10 protein-coding genes are annotated in these 14,779 nt (G+C 70.2%); 4 read left to right on the forward strand and 6 right to left on the reverse strand.

Annotation, left to right across the window (positions count from 1 at the left end; genetic code table 11):
- Positions 1–55: 55 nt before the first annotated feature.
- From J7E87_RS11490 to J7E87_RS11515, 6 genes are all read right to left on the reverse strand, one after another.
- On the reverse strand, positions 56–1,246 hold the full coding sequence (locus tag J7E87_RS11490) for a YncE family protein (protein WP_215092735.1): 1,191 nt from the start codon (positions 1,244–1,246) through the stop codon (positions 56–58).
- Entirely contained in the window at positions 1,246–2,016 is a 771-nt protein-coding gene (locus J7E87_RS11495; RefSeq protein WP_215092736.1) for a polysaccharide deacetylase family protein, read from the reverse strand. Before J7E87_RS11495 ends, J7E87_RS11490 begins: the two co-directional genes overlap by 1 nt.
- Positions 2,017–2,425: 409 nt before the next feature.
- Positions 2,426–2,929: an anti-sigma regulatory factor gene (locus J7E87_RS11500; RefSeq protein WP_215092737.1), complete on the reverse strand. Its 504-nt coding sequence runs from the start codon at positions 2,927–2,929 to the stop codon at positions 2,426–2,428.
- A 261-nt stretch (positions 2,930–3,190) separates the two neighbouring features.
- Entirely contained in the window at positions 3,191–3,958 is a 768-nt protein-coding gene (locus J7E87_RS11505) for an enoyl-CoA hydratase/isomerase family protein (protein ID WP_215092738.1), read from the reverse strand.
- A gap of 84 nt (positions 3,959–4,042) precedes the next feature.
- Positions 4,043–5,287, reverse strand: coding sequence for an Ig-like domain-containing protein (locus tag J7E87_RS11510; protein ID WP_215092739.1), 1,245 nt, complete (start codon positions 5,285–5,287; stop codon positions 4,043–4,045).
- 183 nt (positions 5,288–5,470) lie between these two features.
- Complete coding sequence (locus tag J7E87_RS11515) at positions 5,471–6,697, reverse strand: Ig-like domain-containing protein (RefSeq protein ID WP_215092740.1); 1,227 nt, start codon at positions 6,695–6,697, stop codon at positions 5,471–5,473.
- A 205-nt stretch (positions 6,698–6,902) separates the two neighbouring features.
- Between J7E87_RS11515 and glgX the strand changes: the two genes are divergently transcribed.
- The 4 genes from glgX (at position 6,903) to J7E87_RS11535 (ending at position 14,486) form a co-directional block, all read left to right on the forward strand.
- Positions 6,903–9,212 carry a glycogen debranching protein GlgX gene (gene glgX / locus J7E87_RS11520; RefSeq protein ID WP_215092741.1) on the forward strand — a complete coding sequence of 770 codons (2,310 nt, stop codon included), beginning with the start codon at positions 6,903–6,905 and terminating at the stop codon, positions 9,210–9,212.
- Between the two features lie 148 nt (positions 9,213–9,360).
- Positions 9,361–11,775: an ABC transporter ATP-binding protein gene (locus J7E87_RS11525; RefSeq protein WP_215092742.1), complete on the forward strand. Its 2,415-nt coding sequence runs from the start codon at positions 9,361–9,363 to the stop codon at positions 11,773–11,775.
- Positions 11,776–11,777: 2 nt separating this feature from the next.
- The gene (locus J7E87_RS11530; protein WP_215092743.1) at positions 11,778–13,610 is read left to right on the forward strand and encodes an ABC transporter ATP-binding protein; all 1,833 of its coding nucleotides are present in this window, start codon (positions 11,778–11,780) and stop codon (positions 13,608–13,610) included.
- A 144-nt stretch (positions 13,611–13,754) separates the two neighbouring features.
- The gene (locus J7E87_RS11535) at positions 13,755–14,486 is read left to right on the forward strand and encodes a hotdog fold domain-containing protein (protein WP_215092745.1); all 732 of its coding nucleotides are present in this window, start codon (positions 13,755–13,757) and stop codon (positions 14,484–14,486) included.
- Positions 14,487–14,779: the final 293 nt, after the last annotated feature.

Genomic DNA, 14,779 nt, shown 5'->3' on the forward strand with positions numbered 1-14,779 from the left:
GAAGGATACGCCCCGGGACCGGGCCGTCCGGACCCGAGGGGTATCCGCACACGCCTTACCGGAAGACGCCGGTGTGGCCGAGCGAGTACCGGCCGGGCTGTGGATAGACCGCGAGTCCGTGCGGTCCGCCGCCCACCTTGATACGGGCCAGCTGCTCGCCGGTGGCGGTGTCGATCGCGTACACCTCGGAGTTGTAACGCCCGGACAGCCAAAGCACCTTGCCGTCCGCCGAGACCCCACCCATGTCCGGACTGCCACCGCCCGGCAGCCACCACTTCTTGGTGAGCCTGTTCTGTTTGAAGTCGAAGATCGAGATGGAGCCCTCGCCGCGGTTGGAGATGTACATCTCCCTGGAGTCACGGCTGATGTAGAGGCCATGGCAGCCCTTGCCGGTGGGCAGCAGCCCGGGCGTCACGAAGCTGTCGCCGTCGAGCACCCACATGCCGTGCGCCATCATGTCGGCGATGTAGAAGGTCCTGCCGTCCGGGGAGAGCTTCACGTCCTGCGGCATCGCGCCGTGGAAGGGCAGCTTCTGCCGGCCGATGACTTCCATCTTCTCCGTGTCGACCTTCAGCAGCTCGCCGGAGAACTCGCAGGAGACGATGAAGTACCTGCCGTCGGCGGAGAAGTCAGCGTGGTTGACGCCGTAGCAGGAGACCGGCGTCGTTTTGAGCGGCCTCATGCTGTGCGGGTCGCGGAAGACGAGTTCGCGGTCGAGGGAGGCCATCACGATGGCGTACTTGCCGTTGGGCGTGAAGTAGAGGTTGTACGGGTCGTGCACCTCGACCGCCTTGCCCGCGACACCGGTTGCCGGGTCGATCGGGGTGAGCGTGTGGCCGCGATTGTTGTTGACCCAGAGCGTCTTCATGTCCCAGGACGGGACGACGTGCTGCGGCTGGACGCCGACCGGGATCGTCTCGATGACCTTGTACGTGGCGGGGTCGATGACCGAGACGGTGTTGGAGTTGGTGTTGGGGACGTACACCCGGGACGGGAAGCCCCTGACCGCCGGCGAGAGCTTGCCCGGCCGGTCCGCGGCGTAGATGTCGCGCGGGTCGAGCACCGGCGGCATGCCGGGCAGTCCGGCCGGGGCGAGCGCCTTGTGGGGCTTGGGGGGCGGCGCGGCGGCCTTGGTGTGGGGCGTCTCGGCCTTGTCGCCGGGTGAGCCGCAGCCCGCGAGCAGGGCGAGCAGCACGCCGCCGAGCAGCGCGATGGTTCTCTTGGTGAGGGGAATGTTCGGGGGCATCAGGTCAGCAGCTCCGTGGTCGTCACCGCGCGCAGGCGGCGACGGTCGAGGTCGTCGAGGAGACCGGGCAGTGCGGCGACCGTGTCCGCATAGCCGAAGTGCAGGCTCACCACAGATCCGCGCTGGATCTGCCGGCTGACGTTGCCGGCGACGGCCGCGGCGCCGGGCGAGGTGAAGTCGAGGGAGTCGACGTCGTACGAGAGGACGTGCGGGTAGCCGGCCCGCTGGGCGAGTTCGGCGACGAGCGGGGTCGCGTACTGCGTACGGGAGGGGCGGAACCAGCTGCCGATGGAGCCGGTGAGCCGGCGCAGCCGCTCGGCGCAGTCGGTGATCTCGGCATAGGCATCGGTCTGGGACATCGATGAGATGCCCAGGTGGCGCTGGGTGTGGTTGCCGAGGTCGTGGCCGCCGTCGAGGATCCGGCGGGCGAGCCCGGGGTGCTGGTCGAGCCAGTCGCCGACGACGAGCACGGTGATGCGGGCGCCTGCCCGCTCGGCCTCGGCGAGGACGGCCTCGGCGATGGCCGGGTCGCCCTGGCCGTGGAAGGTGAGGGCCACCCTGTCGCGGTCGCGTGGGCCATGCGTGATCTCGGCGGGCTGCCCGGGATAACGGCGGGGGGCGGGTGCGGGACGGGGACCGCGGGACGGCGGGGCGGGCGCGGTCGGCGGCGCCGGGGCGGGGCGGTCGTCGGTGCAGCCTGTGGCGAGGGCGCCCGCGGCGGCGGCCCCCACTCCTGCGCGCAGTGCGCTGCGGCGGTCGATCGAGTTCACGGGAAAGCACAGTAGGGGCGAAGCAGACCAAAGATAACGATTGACCTAATTCGGGATACTCGCAGGTCGCGAGGGCCGGACCCTACTTCCACCGGCGCAACAATGAAACACTCGTCAAGCTCTATATTTATTCAGCATTTACGAGGCAGGTGGCCCAACTCACCTACGATTCACTTTCAGGATGCGCAGTTTACTTACCTATGCCCCAGTAATGACTTTTGGCGGTACGGCCTCCCGTCTGTCATAGTCGGTGGCACGACCCCCATTGACCCGGGCAGGTCGTTCGTAAGCTGCCGTGGATACACCCCCCAATCCACGGCGCTCCACAGAAGCCCCCGCTCAGGGGGCTTCTGTGTGTCCGGATCACGCCGTGCGGGTCACGACGTCCAGTCACGCCGTCCGGGTCGCGTCAGCGGTCGGAGACCCGCATCTCGAACCAGGTGGTCTTGCCGCGCGGCAGCAGATCCACACCCCACCGGTCGGAGAGCTTGTCGACAAGGAACAGCCCGCGGCCGCTGACGTCCATCTCATGGACCGGCATCAGACAGGGCAGACCTCGCGAGGGGTCGCGGACCTCGATCCTGATCCAGCCGCGGCGGCGCAGCATCCGCAGCCCGAAGACCCGTGCCCCGGTGTGCCGTACGGCGTTGCCGACGAGCTCCGAGACCAGTAACACCGCGTGCTCGGCGGTCTGCGAGGAGAGTGCCCACTGGCGCAGCACCACGCAGTGGGTCAACCGGCGTGCGGTGGCTGCGGATTCGGGGCGGGAGGGCAGCTTTATTTCCTCGCCCGTGGGATCGCCGAACAACTCCAGTGCCCTGAGCGCCTGTTCGTCCTCGACGGCAGGCAACCACCGCGCCGCGGCAGCGCTGCCGCGCTGCCGCGGCTGTTCCACACCTTCGAGGCCCGCCATGCCCCCATCATGGCCGCAACGAGCGAATTCGGGGGCCGTTCCGGCGGAATGGGGCCCCGGAATTGGCTACTCCCGGGTAATCGAATGACATATACCGCAGCCGCATACGGGCGCTCACACCCGCCCTGAGCTGCCCTGACGCCTTGCTTGCAATTGATCGCCAAGCACGGGCGGTCCGATGCGGCTTAAGGCTGCCCTAAGAGTGGGCTAAGCCGCACACAGGGTTGACTCTGACAGCTGATATGTCCAACTGAACTTAATTCAGAGGAACTTGGCCTTGCCCGGGCCCTCTTCCACAAAGCTGCGCATCCCGCGCTCGCGGTCCTCTGTCGCGAACAGGCCCGCGAACCAGTTGCGTTCAATGGCGAGGCCCGTTTCGATGTCCGTCTCGAGACCCGCGTCGATGGACTCCTTGGCGGCGCGCAGCGCCAGCGCGGGCCCCTGGGCGAGCTTCGCGGCCCAGGCGCGGGCCTGCTCGTACACCTCCGCGGCCGGCACGACACGGTCCACCAGGCCCAGTTCGAGCGCCTCGTCCGCCTTCACCATACGGCCGGTGAAGATCAGGTCCTTGGCCTTGGACGGGCCGATCAGCCGCGACAGCCGCTGGGTGCCGCCGGCGCCCGGGATCAAGCCCAGCAGGATCTCCGGCTGACCGAGCTTGGCGTCGTCCGCGGCGATCCGGAAGTCGGCGCAGAGCGCCAGCTCGCACCCACCGCCAAGCGCATAGCCGGTGACGGCCGCGACGACGGGCTTGGGGATGCGGGCGACGGCGGTGAAGGACTCCTGGAGCTCCCGGGACCGTACGACCATCGCCGCGTGGTCCATCGCCTGCATTTCCTTGATGTCCGCGCCGGCCGCGAACACCTTCTCGCCGCCGTACAGGATCACGGCCCGTACGTCGTCCCGGCGGGCCGCCTGGGCGGCGAGCTCGCGCAGCCGGTCCTGGACGGCGATGTTCAGCGCGTTCATCGGCGGGCGGTCCAGACGGATGGTACCGATGCCTTCGGAGACCTCAAGATTGACTGTCATGGACCGAGGTTAGCCCGCGTTAACGGCAACAGACCCGGTGCGCTGCGTCACAGCGACACCGGGTCCGTTCCGGTCGTACAGGAACTACTTGGTCCACTCCGCCCAGGACATGTTCCAGCCGTTCAGGCCGTTCTCCGGGGATATCTGCTTGTCCTTGGAGTTCTTCACGATCACCACGTCACCGACGATCGAGCTGTCGAAGAACCAGGCCGCCGGGGTGGAGCTGTCACCGGCGCCGCGGGCGTCACGCAGGCCGACGCAGCCGTGGCTGACATTCGCCGATCCGAAGGTCCCGGACGAGGCCCAGTAGTTGCCGTGAATGAAGGTGCCCGAGTTGGACAGGCGCATCGCGTGCGGCACGTCCTTGATGTCGTACTCGCCACCGAAGCCGACGGTGGCGCCGTTCATCCGGGTCACCTTGTACTTCTCGCTGATGACCATCTGGCCGTTGTACGTGGTGGTCGACGGCGCGCCCGCGGTGATCGGGACATTCTTGATCTGCTTGCCGTCGCGTACGACCTTCATCCGGTGGGCCTTGGCGTCCACCGTGGAGACCTGGCTGCGGCCGACGGTGAACTTCACCGTCTTGGACTGCTTGCCGTACACACCCGGGCGGCCCTCGACGCCGTCCAGGTTCAGCTTCACGGTCACCTTGGTGCCGGCGGCCCAGTACTTCTCCGGCCGGAAGTCGAGGCGGTCGTTGCCGAACCAGTGGCCCTCGACCGGCACCGACGGCTCGGCCGTCACCTTGATGGCCCTCTCGACGGCGCCGGGGTCGGTGATGCCACGGGTGAAGTTGATCGAGACCGGCATTCCGACGCCGACCGTCGAACCGTCCTCGGGGCTGTACTGCCCGATGAAAGTGTTCTTCGGGACGAGCGTGGTGAAGCTCGTGTCCTTCGCCGACTCCCGGCCGTCTTCGTCCTTGGCGACGGCGTGCACCTTGTACTTGGTGGAGCCGGCCAGATGCTGCAGCGGCTGCCAACTGGCGCCGTCCGCGGCGAGCTTGCCCTCGATCGGGGCGCCCTTGTCGTCCTGGACCGTGACAGTGGTCAGCTTGCCCTTGGCCGCCGTAACCTTCAGCGCTCCACTGGTGGCGACCGAGTCGGCGCCGTCCTTGGGCACTATGGTCACCACCGCCTGGGAGGCCGCGTTCCCGACCTTCCCGCCGTCCTTGTTGCCCTTGCCGTCGCCGTCCTTGTCGGAGTCTCCGCCTCCGCAGGCCGTGACCAGCACCAGCAATGCCCCCAGCACCAGAGCCCGCAGCGGAGCGCCCCCGCGCCCGCGTCCCGCCCCGGCCGACGCCCCCGATATCGGCTGCCTGTTCAAAATGGTCTCTCCCCTCGCACGGCCTGGCCCCGCCACGGCCCGCACCCCCGCGCGCCTCAGGCACGCACGGCGATAGATAATCACACCCCGGGTAGTTGATCCTCCCCGCGAATGTCACCGTTCAGTCCCAACTTGTCCGGCGGGCTCATCTGAAACGGTGCGGGCCTTGCAGGTCAGCGAGGGTCAACCCAGCGCGGAACCGGCCTTCCACGCCTTCCAGTCCAGGTTCCAGCCGCCGAGACCGTTGGCGGGGTCGACCTTCTTGTCACGCGAGTTGAAGACCTCGACCACATCGCCGATCAGCGTCCGGTCGAAGAACCAGCCGGCCGGGGTGTCCCCGCTGCCGCCCTTCACATCACGCAGTCCGACACAGCCGTGGGAGACGTTCGCCGAGCCGAACGTCTCCGGCGCGGCCCAGTAGTTGCCGTGCAGGAAAGTGCCGGATTTGGTCAGCCGCACCGCGTGCGGCACATCCTTGATGTCGTACTCACCCCTGCCATTGCGCCTCTTGAAGCCGACCGTCGCACCGTTCATCCGGGTCACGTCGAACATCTCCATGACCACCATCTTTCCGTTGTACGTCGTCGACTTGGGCGCTCCCGCCGTGATCGGCAGGGTCGCCAGAACCCCGCCCTCGCGCCGTACCTCCATGGTGTGCTTCGCCGCGTCGACGAGCGAGACCTGCGAACGGCCGATGGTGAAGGCGATGGTCTTCTGCTGGATGCCGTACACCCCCGGCGCGCCCTCGACGTCGCGCAGCCGTAGCTCGACGGTGACCTCGGTGCCCGGCTTCCAGTAGTCGCGCGGACGGAAGTCGAGGCGCTCGTCGCTGAACCAGTGGCCCGCGATCTCGACCGGCGGGTCCGAACTGACGCGGATGGCGCGCTCGACGGCCTCGCGGTCCTGGATCTCCCGGTTGAAGTCGAAGGAGACGATCATGCCGGTGCCGACGGTCGAGCGGTGCTCGGGCTTGAAGTAGCCGATGAAGCGGCGCTCGGGAACCCGTGTGGTGAAGGTCGTGTGACGCGCCGAGCGGCGGCCGTGCGCGTCCAGGGCGACCACGTCGACGCTGTACTTGGCGGCCAGGTCGAGGCGGGTGCCCTCGTCCGGCTTCCAGGTCAGGCCGTCCTCGGAGATCTCACCGTGGATCTCGGTGGGCTGAGCGTCCTCGACCTGCGTCACCTTGACCCGCTCGATCCGGCCGCCGGGCAGCCGCACCTCGAGGGGCCCTTCGAGGCCGACCCCCTTCGCGCCGTCCTCGGGGACGACTCGGATCGTGTCCTCGACCGACCGGGGCTTGCTGCCGACGTCCAGCTTCTCGCTGGTGCACCCGGTCAGCCCGGCCATGAGTCCTGCCCATGTCAGGGCGATGGCCACGCCCTGCCCTGCCCGCTTCATTACGTGTCTCACGTACCGCCCAACGACCACGCCCCTCCAGGGGAAACGTGAGAGCAGGGCCATGTTGGGACAAGAGCAGCGCGGGCAGAACAGGTGGGAGGACCACGCGTGGGCTGCCGCGGCCGGGACGCCGTGAGCAGCCGTACTTCCCCCGGAGCCTCCGGCGCCCGGGGAGGTACCCCCTTGCGTGGCCCGACGAGCCGCGGGAGGCCGGCAGGTGTCGAGCGCAGCCGAGCAGGAGACGGTGCAGGAGGGGCTGCGGGGCGACCTGCCCGGTCCACTTCCGGTGGCCGGGGTCGAGGGCCGCGACCGGGAGCCGGGCAGCCCGGTGGCCCTGCGGGCACGGGAGGCTCCCCTATACACGGCATCGGTGTGGCCGGGGGCGCCGACGCCGCTCGGGGCCCGTTTCCGGATCGGACCGGACGGGGTGGCGGGCACCAACTTCGCGCTCTGGGCGGGCGGTGCGGAGGCGGTCGAGCTGTGCCTCTTCGACGACGGGGGCGATTCGGCCACCGAGACGCGGCTGCCGCTGACCGAGCTGACGCATGAGATCTGGCACGGCTTCGTGCCCGGGGTCCGGCCGGGTCAGCGCTACGGCTACCGCGTGCACGGCCGCTGGGACCCGTGGACGGGCGCCCGCTGGAATCCCGCGAAGCTGCTGCTCGATCCGTACGCACGGGCGGTGGACGGGGACTTCGAGCTGCCCGCGGAGGTGTACGGACACGTACGGGACTGGCCGCAGCAGCATGTCGCCGACACGGTGCGCGACGACCGGGACTCGGCGCCCCATGTGCCCAAGGGCGTCGTCGTCCACGATGACACCCCCGACGACGAATGGATGGACGACCGCAGGCCCAAGACCCCGTGGGCGGACTCGGTCATATACGAACTGCATGTGCGTGGCTTCACCAAGCTCCATCCGGGGATCCCCGAAGAGCTCCGGGGCACCTACGCGGGGCTCGCGCATCCGGCGGCGATCGACCATCTGGTGCGGCTCGGGGTGACGGCGGTCGAGCTGCTGCCGGTGCATCAGTACGCGCACGAGGACCATCTGCTGAAGCGGGGGCTGCGCAACTACTGGGGCTACAACTCCATCGGCTACTTCGCGCCGCATGCCGGGTACTCGGCGAGCGGGACGCGGGGGGAGCAGGTCGGCGAGTTCAAACGGATGGTTCGCGCGCTGCACGCCGCGGGCATCGAGGTCATCCTCGATGTAGTCTACAACCACACCGCGGAGGCGGGTGAGCTGGGTCCGACGCTGTCGCTGCGCGGCATCGACAACCGCGGCTACTACCGCCTCCAGTCGGACGCGCGGACGTACGCCGACTACACCGGGTGCGGCAATACGCTGCATGTGGTGCAGCCACATGTGCTGCGGCTGATCACTGATTCGCTGCGCTACTGGGTGACCGAGATGGGCGTCGACGGCTTCCGGTTCGACCTGGCGGCGGCGCTGGCGCGCTCCATGCACGACGTGGACATGCTCTCCCCCTTCCTCGCGGTGATCGCCCAGGACCCTGTGCTGCGGCGGGTGAAGCTGATCGCCGAGCCGTGGGACGTCGGCAACGGCGGCTACCAGGTCGGCGCGTTCCCGCCGCTGTGGACCGAGTGGAACGACCGGTACCGCGACGCCGTACGCGACTTCTGGCGCGGCGCGCTGCCCGACGTACGAGACCTGGGATACCGGCTTTCCGGGTCCAGCGATCTGTACGCGTGGGGAGGGCGGCGGCCCTACGCCTCCATCAACTTCGTCACCGCCCACGACGGGTTCACCTTGCGCGACCTGGTCAGCTACGGGCAGAAGCACAACGAGGCCAACGGGGAGGGCAATCGCGACGGCACCAACGACAACCGGTCCTGGAACTGCGGCGCGGAGGGCGAGACCGACGATCCGCGCATCAACGCGTTGCGGCGCCGGCAGCTGCGGAATCTTCTTACCACCCTGCTGGTGTCGACGGGTGTGCCGATGCTGGTCGCGGGCGACGAGATGGGCCGTACGCAGGGCGGCAACAACAACGCCTACTGCCAGGACAACGAGGCCGGCTGGCTGGACTGGTCGCTGCTCGAGACCCCGGGACCGCGTGGCCTGCTGGAGCTGACCACCCGGCTGCTGGCCCTGCGCCACGCCCACCCGGTGCTGCGCCGCCGGGCCTTCTTCTCGGGCCGCGCCCGGGCGGCGGACGGACTGCGGGACCTCGCCTGGTTCACCCCGCACGGCAAGGAGATGACGGAACGGGACTGGTACGCCCCGGCGTCGACGCTGGCGCTCTATCTCTCGGGCCGCGACATACCGGGACGTGACGCGCGTGGAGCGGAGGTGACGGACGACAGCTTCCTGACGGTCCTGCACGCGGCGGACCGGCCGGCGAGCTTCCAGCTGCCGGGGCCACCGTGGGCGCAGTCGTACGAGCTGGTGGTCGACACCTCGCGGGAGGAACAGGAGACGGCGCCGGGGACGGTGCACGCGGGCGGGGAGACGGTGACGGTACCGGCGCGGTCTGTGCTGCTGCTGCGGGTGACGGGGTAGTCCCCCGGGCGGCCGTGGGGCGTTGCGTGCCGCGGCCGTGGAGCGCTGCCTGCCTCGGCACGGGGGGTCGCTGCCTGCCTCGGCCGGCGGGGCCGCTGCCACAAAATCGGATGAGCGCTGTCAGTGGTGAACCGTAGGCTCACGCCTGATGCCCGAAAAACATGCAGCTGCCAAGGACCGGTCCACCGTACGTTCACTGCTTCGGCTGTGGCCGTATGTACGTCCTGTCCGAACTCGCCTGTTCAGTGCGGCATTTGTCGCCGTCGTGGCCTCCTGTCTGGGCCTGGTCATCCCCCTCGTACTGAAGTGGATCGTGGACGGCCCGGTGGCCGGCCGGGACCCCGGCGGGGTCTGGCTCGGGGCGCTGGCCCTGCTGTTGCTGGGGGTCGCCGAGGCGGGGCTCTTCGGGATGAGGCGGTGGCTGGTGGCCCGGCCGCTGGCGGGGGTCGAGGCGGCGATGCGGGCGGATCTCTACCGGCATCTGCAGCGGCTGCCGGTGGCCTTCCACGACCGGTGGGCGTCGGGCCAGTTGCTGTCGCGCGGCACGACGGATCTGATGCTGCTGCGGATGTTCCTGGCGTTCCCACTGACCTTTCTGCTGGTCAACGCGGTGACGATTCTGGTCGGGTTTGTCATTCTGCTGGACCAGCAGTGGACGCTGGGGCTGGTACTGCTCGCGCCGATCGTGCCGCTGGTGATTCTCTGCTCGCTGTTCGAGTCGCGGTACGCGGTCGTCGCGCGGCTGGCGCAGGACCAGGTCGGCGATCTGACGACGGTCGTCGAGGAGAGCGTGCTCGGCATCCGCATCGTCAAGGGCTTCGGCCGCCACCGCAGCCAGGCGCGCGCCTTCCGCGAGCTCTCGGAGCGGCTGCGCGGCACGGAGCTCGGCAAGGCGCGGCTGCTGGCGGGGATCTGGGCGCTGATCACGACGATCCCCGAGGTGGCGATCGGCGCGGCTCTGGTACTCGGCACGGTCCAGGTCGCGGACGGCGGCCTGTCGGCGGGCACGCTGGTGGCGTTCCTGTCGACGGCGCTGGCGCTGCGATGGCCGGTGGAGTCGATCGGCTTTCTGCTGGCCATGAGTCAGGAGGCGGCGACGGCCACGGAACGGTACTTCGAGGTGATGGACGCGGCACCGGAGTCGAGCAGGAGCGGGTCCGCGGACGCCGCCATGTCCGGGGCGACGGGGGTCGCAGGGGTCGCTCGGATCGCCGAGGCCGGGGCGACCGGAGCGGTCGGAGCGGTCGGAGCGACCGGGGGCACGGAGGTCGCCGACCACGCCCGGGACGCGGGGGCCGCCGAGGTCGGGGCGGCCGGGGCCACAGGGGTCGACGAGGTCGCCCGGATCGCCGAGGTCACTGCGGCCGGAGCGACCGGAGCGACCGGGGGCAGGGAGGTCGCCGACCACGCCCGGGTCGCGGGGGCCGCCGAGGGGTTGTGCTTCGAGGGGGTCGAGTTCCGCTATCCGGACGCCCCGGCGCAGTCCGCGCCCGTGCTCGCCCGTATCGATCTACGGGTTCGGCCCGGGGAGACGATGGCCCTGGTCGGGAGCACCGGCTCCGGGAAGACGACGCTCACCGCGCTCGTACCGCGGCTCCACGAAGTGACCGCCGGGCGGATCACGCTGGACGGGGAGGACATCGCCGCGATGCCGCGGGAGCGGCTGCGGCGGCTGGTGTCGGTGGCGTTCGAGGAGCCGACGCTCTTCTCGGCGAGCGTCGGCGAGAACGTCCTGATGGGTGCGGAGGACGCGGGCGAGCCGGAGTTGGGCCGGGCGCTCGACATCGCGCAGGCCGGTTTCGTGCGTGCGCTGCCGCACGGCGCGGACACCCAGGTCGGCGAACAGGGCCTCACCCTCTCCGGCGGCCAGCGCCAACGCCTCGCCCTGGCCCGGGCGGTGGTCGGGCGCCCGCGCTTCCTGGTCCTCGACGACCCGCTGTCGGCACTGGACGTCCATACGGAGGCCCTGGTGGAGGCGGCCCTGCGCAGGGTGCTGGAAGGCACGACGGCTCTGGTGGTCGCGCACCGCCCGTCGACCGTGATGCTGGCGGACCGGGTGGCGCTGCTCTCCGGGGGCCGCATCGCGGCGGTGGGCACGCATCGCGAACTGCTGCGTACGAATGCGGAGTACGCGTGGCTGATGTCGGGGGCGGAGCCGGGGTCGCAGCCGCGGAACGGTCAGTCGCCGCGCAAGGCCGGACCCGAGGCGGGGACCGCTCGGTCGACAGCCGCCGAGGCCGGACCCGAGGCCGGACCCAAGGCGGGGACCGCTCGGTCGACAGTCGCCGAGGCCGGACCCGAGGCCGGGACCGCTCCGTCGACAGCCGCCGAGGCCCCCCGAGCCGTATCCGGGAGTGGCGGGACGGCGATCCCGACGGCAGCGGCCGCCACCCACGAGGACGATCCCGCCGGGCCGGCGGACGGCGAAGCCGCACGCCTTGCCGGCCGGGACGTGGCCGACGAGGCGCTCGGTCGCCCGGAGCCCCGGGACGGGCCTTCCCACGGTGCGGCCCAACTGCCCGCCGCCCCCTCGTCCGGCCACGCCGAAGGGAGTCCCCGATGACCATGACCACCACCTCTACCGCCCCCAGTGACCTTAAGGACGAGGGCGATCCCTTCGACCGGGATGCCCTGCCCGCGCCCCAGGGAGCGACCGGCGCGCTGTTGCGTTCTCTTCTCGCGGCCCGGCGCGCACCCGTCGTGAGGGCCGCGCTCCTCCTGCTGCTCCAGCAGGCCGCCGTCCAGGCCGGGCCCCTCCTCGTGGCGTACGCCATCGACCGCGGCGTCCCCGCCTTCCGGCGCCACGACTACGGGCCGCTCATCGCGGTCGCCATCGGGTACGCCGTGTGCGCGCTCGGCGCTGGCCTGCTCCAGTACGCCTTCATCCGCACCTCCGCACGGGTCAACCAGGACGTCCTCCTCGACCTGCGCGGCCGGATCTTCCGCCATGCCCAGGCACTGAGCGTCGACTTCCACGAGCGTTACACGTCCGGCCGGCTGATCTCCCGCTCGACCACCGACGTGGAGTCCCTGCGGGAGCTGCTCAGCGAAGGGCTCCAGGAGCTGATCGCGGTCGTCCTCGCCTTCGTCTACATCTCGGCCATGCTGCTCTGGCTGGACCTCGGACTCGGCGCGCTCGCCGTGCTCTCCTTCGTACCGCTGTATCTGCTCGTACGCCGCTACCAGCGTCGCGTCGCCGTCGTCTTCCGCACCCGCTCCACCTTGATCGCCGCGGTCATCGTGAAGTTCGCGGAGACGATGAACGGCATCCGTCCGGTGCGCGCGTTCCGGCGCGAGCACGCCAATGACGTGGAGTTCCGGCGCCTCAACCACCGCCATGAGCGCAGCAATGGCGACGGCCTGCTGGAGATGGCGCGCTATGTCGTCGGCTCCCGGCTCGTCGCCAATACCGCCGTCGCCGGGATCGTCGTGTGGGGCGCGTACCGCGTCGCCTCCGGCACTCTCGCGCTCGGCGTGCTGGCTGCCGCCGTGCTGTATCTGCGGCGGCTCTACGACCCGATCGACCGGCTCGGGATGTTCCTCAACTCCTACCAGTCCGCGGCCGCTTCGCTCGAGAAGATCGCCGGCCTGCTGGCCCAGACGCCGTCCGTACCGGAGGCGCGGGATCCCAAGGAGCTGCCCGCCCCGCACGGCGACCACCCCGGCCGCGAGGTCGTCTTCGAGGACGTCCGCTTCGCCTACCGCACCGGCGGCGAGGTGCTGCCCCGCTTCGGCCTGACGATCCCGGCCGGCCAGACGGTCGCCGTCGTCGGCTCGACCGGCGCGGGCAAGTCCACGCTGGCCAAGCTGCTGGCCCGCTTCTACGACCCCACCGAGGGCCGGGTCCTCCTCGACGGCGTCGAGCTGCGCGATCTGGCCACGCCGGAGCTGCGGCGCGGGGTCGTGATGGTGACGCAGGAGGCGTTCTTGTTCTCCGGGACGGTCGCGGAGAACATCGCGATCGGACGGCCGGAGGCTTCGCGTGCCGAGATCGAGCGCGCCGCGAAGGCGATCGGCGCGCACGATTTCATCAGCGGCCTGCCGGACGGCTACGACACCGACGTACGCAAACGGGGCGGCCGCATCTCGGCCGGTCAGCGTCAGCTGGTCGCATTCGCCCGCGCGCTGCTCGCCGATCCGGCGGTGCTGATCCTCGACGAGGCGACGAGCTCGCTCGACATCCCGGGGGAAAGGGCGGTGCAGCGGGCGATGGACACGGTGCTGCGCGGCCGTACGGCCGTCGTCATCGCGCACCGGTTGTCGACGGTGGAGATCGCGGACCGGGTGCTTGTGATGGAGCACGGGCGCATCGTTGAGGACGGGGCGCCGGCCGACCTCATCGGTGGGGAGGGGAGGTTCGCCGATCTGCACCGGGCGTGGCGCGACAGCCTCGTCTGAGCCCGCGGTCGGCCGCCGCCCGGGCGAAGGGAGCCGGAGGCGGGGCTTCCGCCCGGTTCACTGCCGTGCGGCGCAGGCCCCCGATCAGCGGGAAGGTATGCAGATCATCGCGGGACCGTACTGATCTGTGTGATCGTGGAGCTCATGACTGACTCGACGCCTGACGTGATCCTGGTGCCGGAGCTGTATGTCGGCTATCCCGAGGTGGCTTTCGGCGGCTTCGTCGCGGGCGTTCTGGCGGAGCGCTCCGGGGCGAAGACGGTTCGAGTGGACTTCCGCGGTCCTGTGCCGGTCGCAGTGCCCGTGCGGATCGCCGGAACGGGGGACGGCGGCTGGCAGTTGGGCGAAGCCGGGCTGCCGCTCGCGATTGCCGCCCCTGCCGAACTGGACCTCGACGCTCCGGCCGCGCCGAGCTGGGACGAGGCGGTCGCCGCGGCCGAGGCGTTCCGGGCCGCGCCGCCCGCCGGGCTCGTCGACTGCTTCGGCTGCGGACTGGACCGTACGCCGGACCGCGGACTGCGCCAGCACTGCACGCCGGTGCCGGGACGCGACATGGTGGCCTGCGACTGGACCCCGGATCCGGCGCTCGCGGACCCGGACGGCCTGCTTCCGCCGGAACTGGTCTGGGGGGCACTGGACTGCCCGGGCAACTGGGCGGGCCGGCTGCTCGGCAGCCAGCGTTCGGGCGCGGTGACGGCCTCCCTCACGGCGACGCTCCTGCGCCCGGTCGCCGCGGCGTCGCCGCACATCTCGTACGCCTGGGTCCTCGCCGAGTCGGGCCGCAAGCACACGCTGGGCGTGGCCCTGGCAACAGCCGACGGCGAGTTGTGCGCCGTGGGCGAGGCCCTGTGGCTGGACCCGAGGCCCGCGGCCTGACACAGCGCGGCACGTACGCGTGAGGACGCCAACTCCGGCTCGCAGTCCGGCGATGCGGCATGGCCCGGTGCCGTGAGACACCGGCATGCGGGACGACGAGTGGACGGCACGGAACGAGCCATGCTCGAAATGAGCGCCGCGACCGGGAACCATCGTGCGCTCAACACCCAGTTCACATAAGCGAGTTCACACTGGGGCTGAAACGCTGTTCTATTTCGGGCTCGGCGAACCCTCGACGCCTTCGCGGCAATGATCGACGAAACGTCCGCTTAACGAACATGACTATTCGGGCA

The organism is Streptomyces sp. ISL-1 (assembly GCF_018614585.1).
Lineage (GTDB): Bacteria > Actinomycetota > Actinomycetes > Streptomycetales > Streptomycetaceae > Streptomyces > Streptomyces maoxianensis.

What these genes read in the sequence shown, in the direction of transcription:
- J7E87_RS11530 (WP_215092743.1), top strand. Translation starts at nt 11,778, where the DNA reads ATGACCACCACCTCTACCGCCCCCAGTGACCTTAAGGACGAGGGCGAT.
- J7E87_RS11535 (WP_215092745.1), top strand. Translation starts at nt 13,755, where the DNA reads ATGACTGACTCGACGCCTGACGTGATCCTGGTGCCGGAGCTGTATGTC.
- J7E87_RS11500 (WP_215092737.1), bottom strand. Translation starts at nt 2,929, where the DNA reads ATGGCGGGCCTCGAAGGTGTGGAACAGCCGCGGCAGCGCGGCAGCGCT.
- J7E87_RS11505 (WP_215092738.1), bottom strand. Translation starts at nt 3,958, where the DNA reads ATGACAGTCAATCTTGAGGTCTCCGAAGGCATCGGTACCATCCGTCTG.
- J7E87_RS11490 (WP_215092735.1), bottom strand. Translation starts at nt 1,246, where the DNA reads ATGCCCCCGAACATTCCCCTCACCAAGAGAACCATCGCGCTGCTCGGC.
- J7E87_RS11525 (WP_215092742.1), top strand. Translation starts at nt 9,361, where the DNA reads ATGCCCGAAAAACATGCAGCTGCCAAGGACCGGTCCACCGTACGTTCA.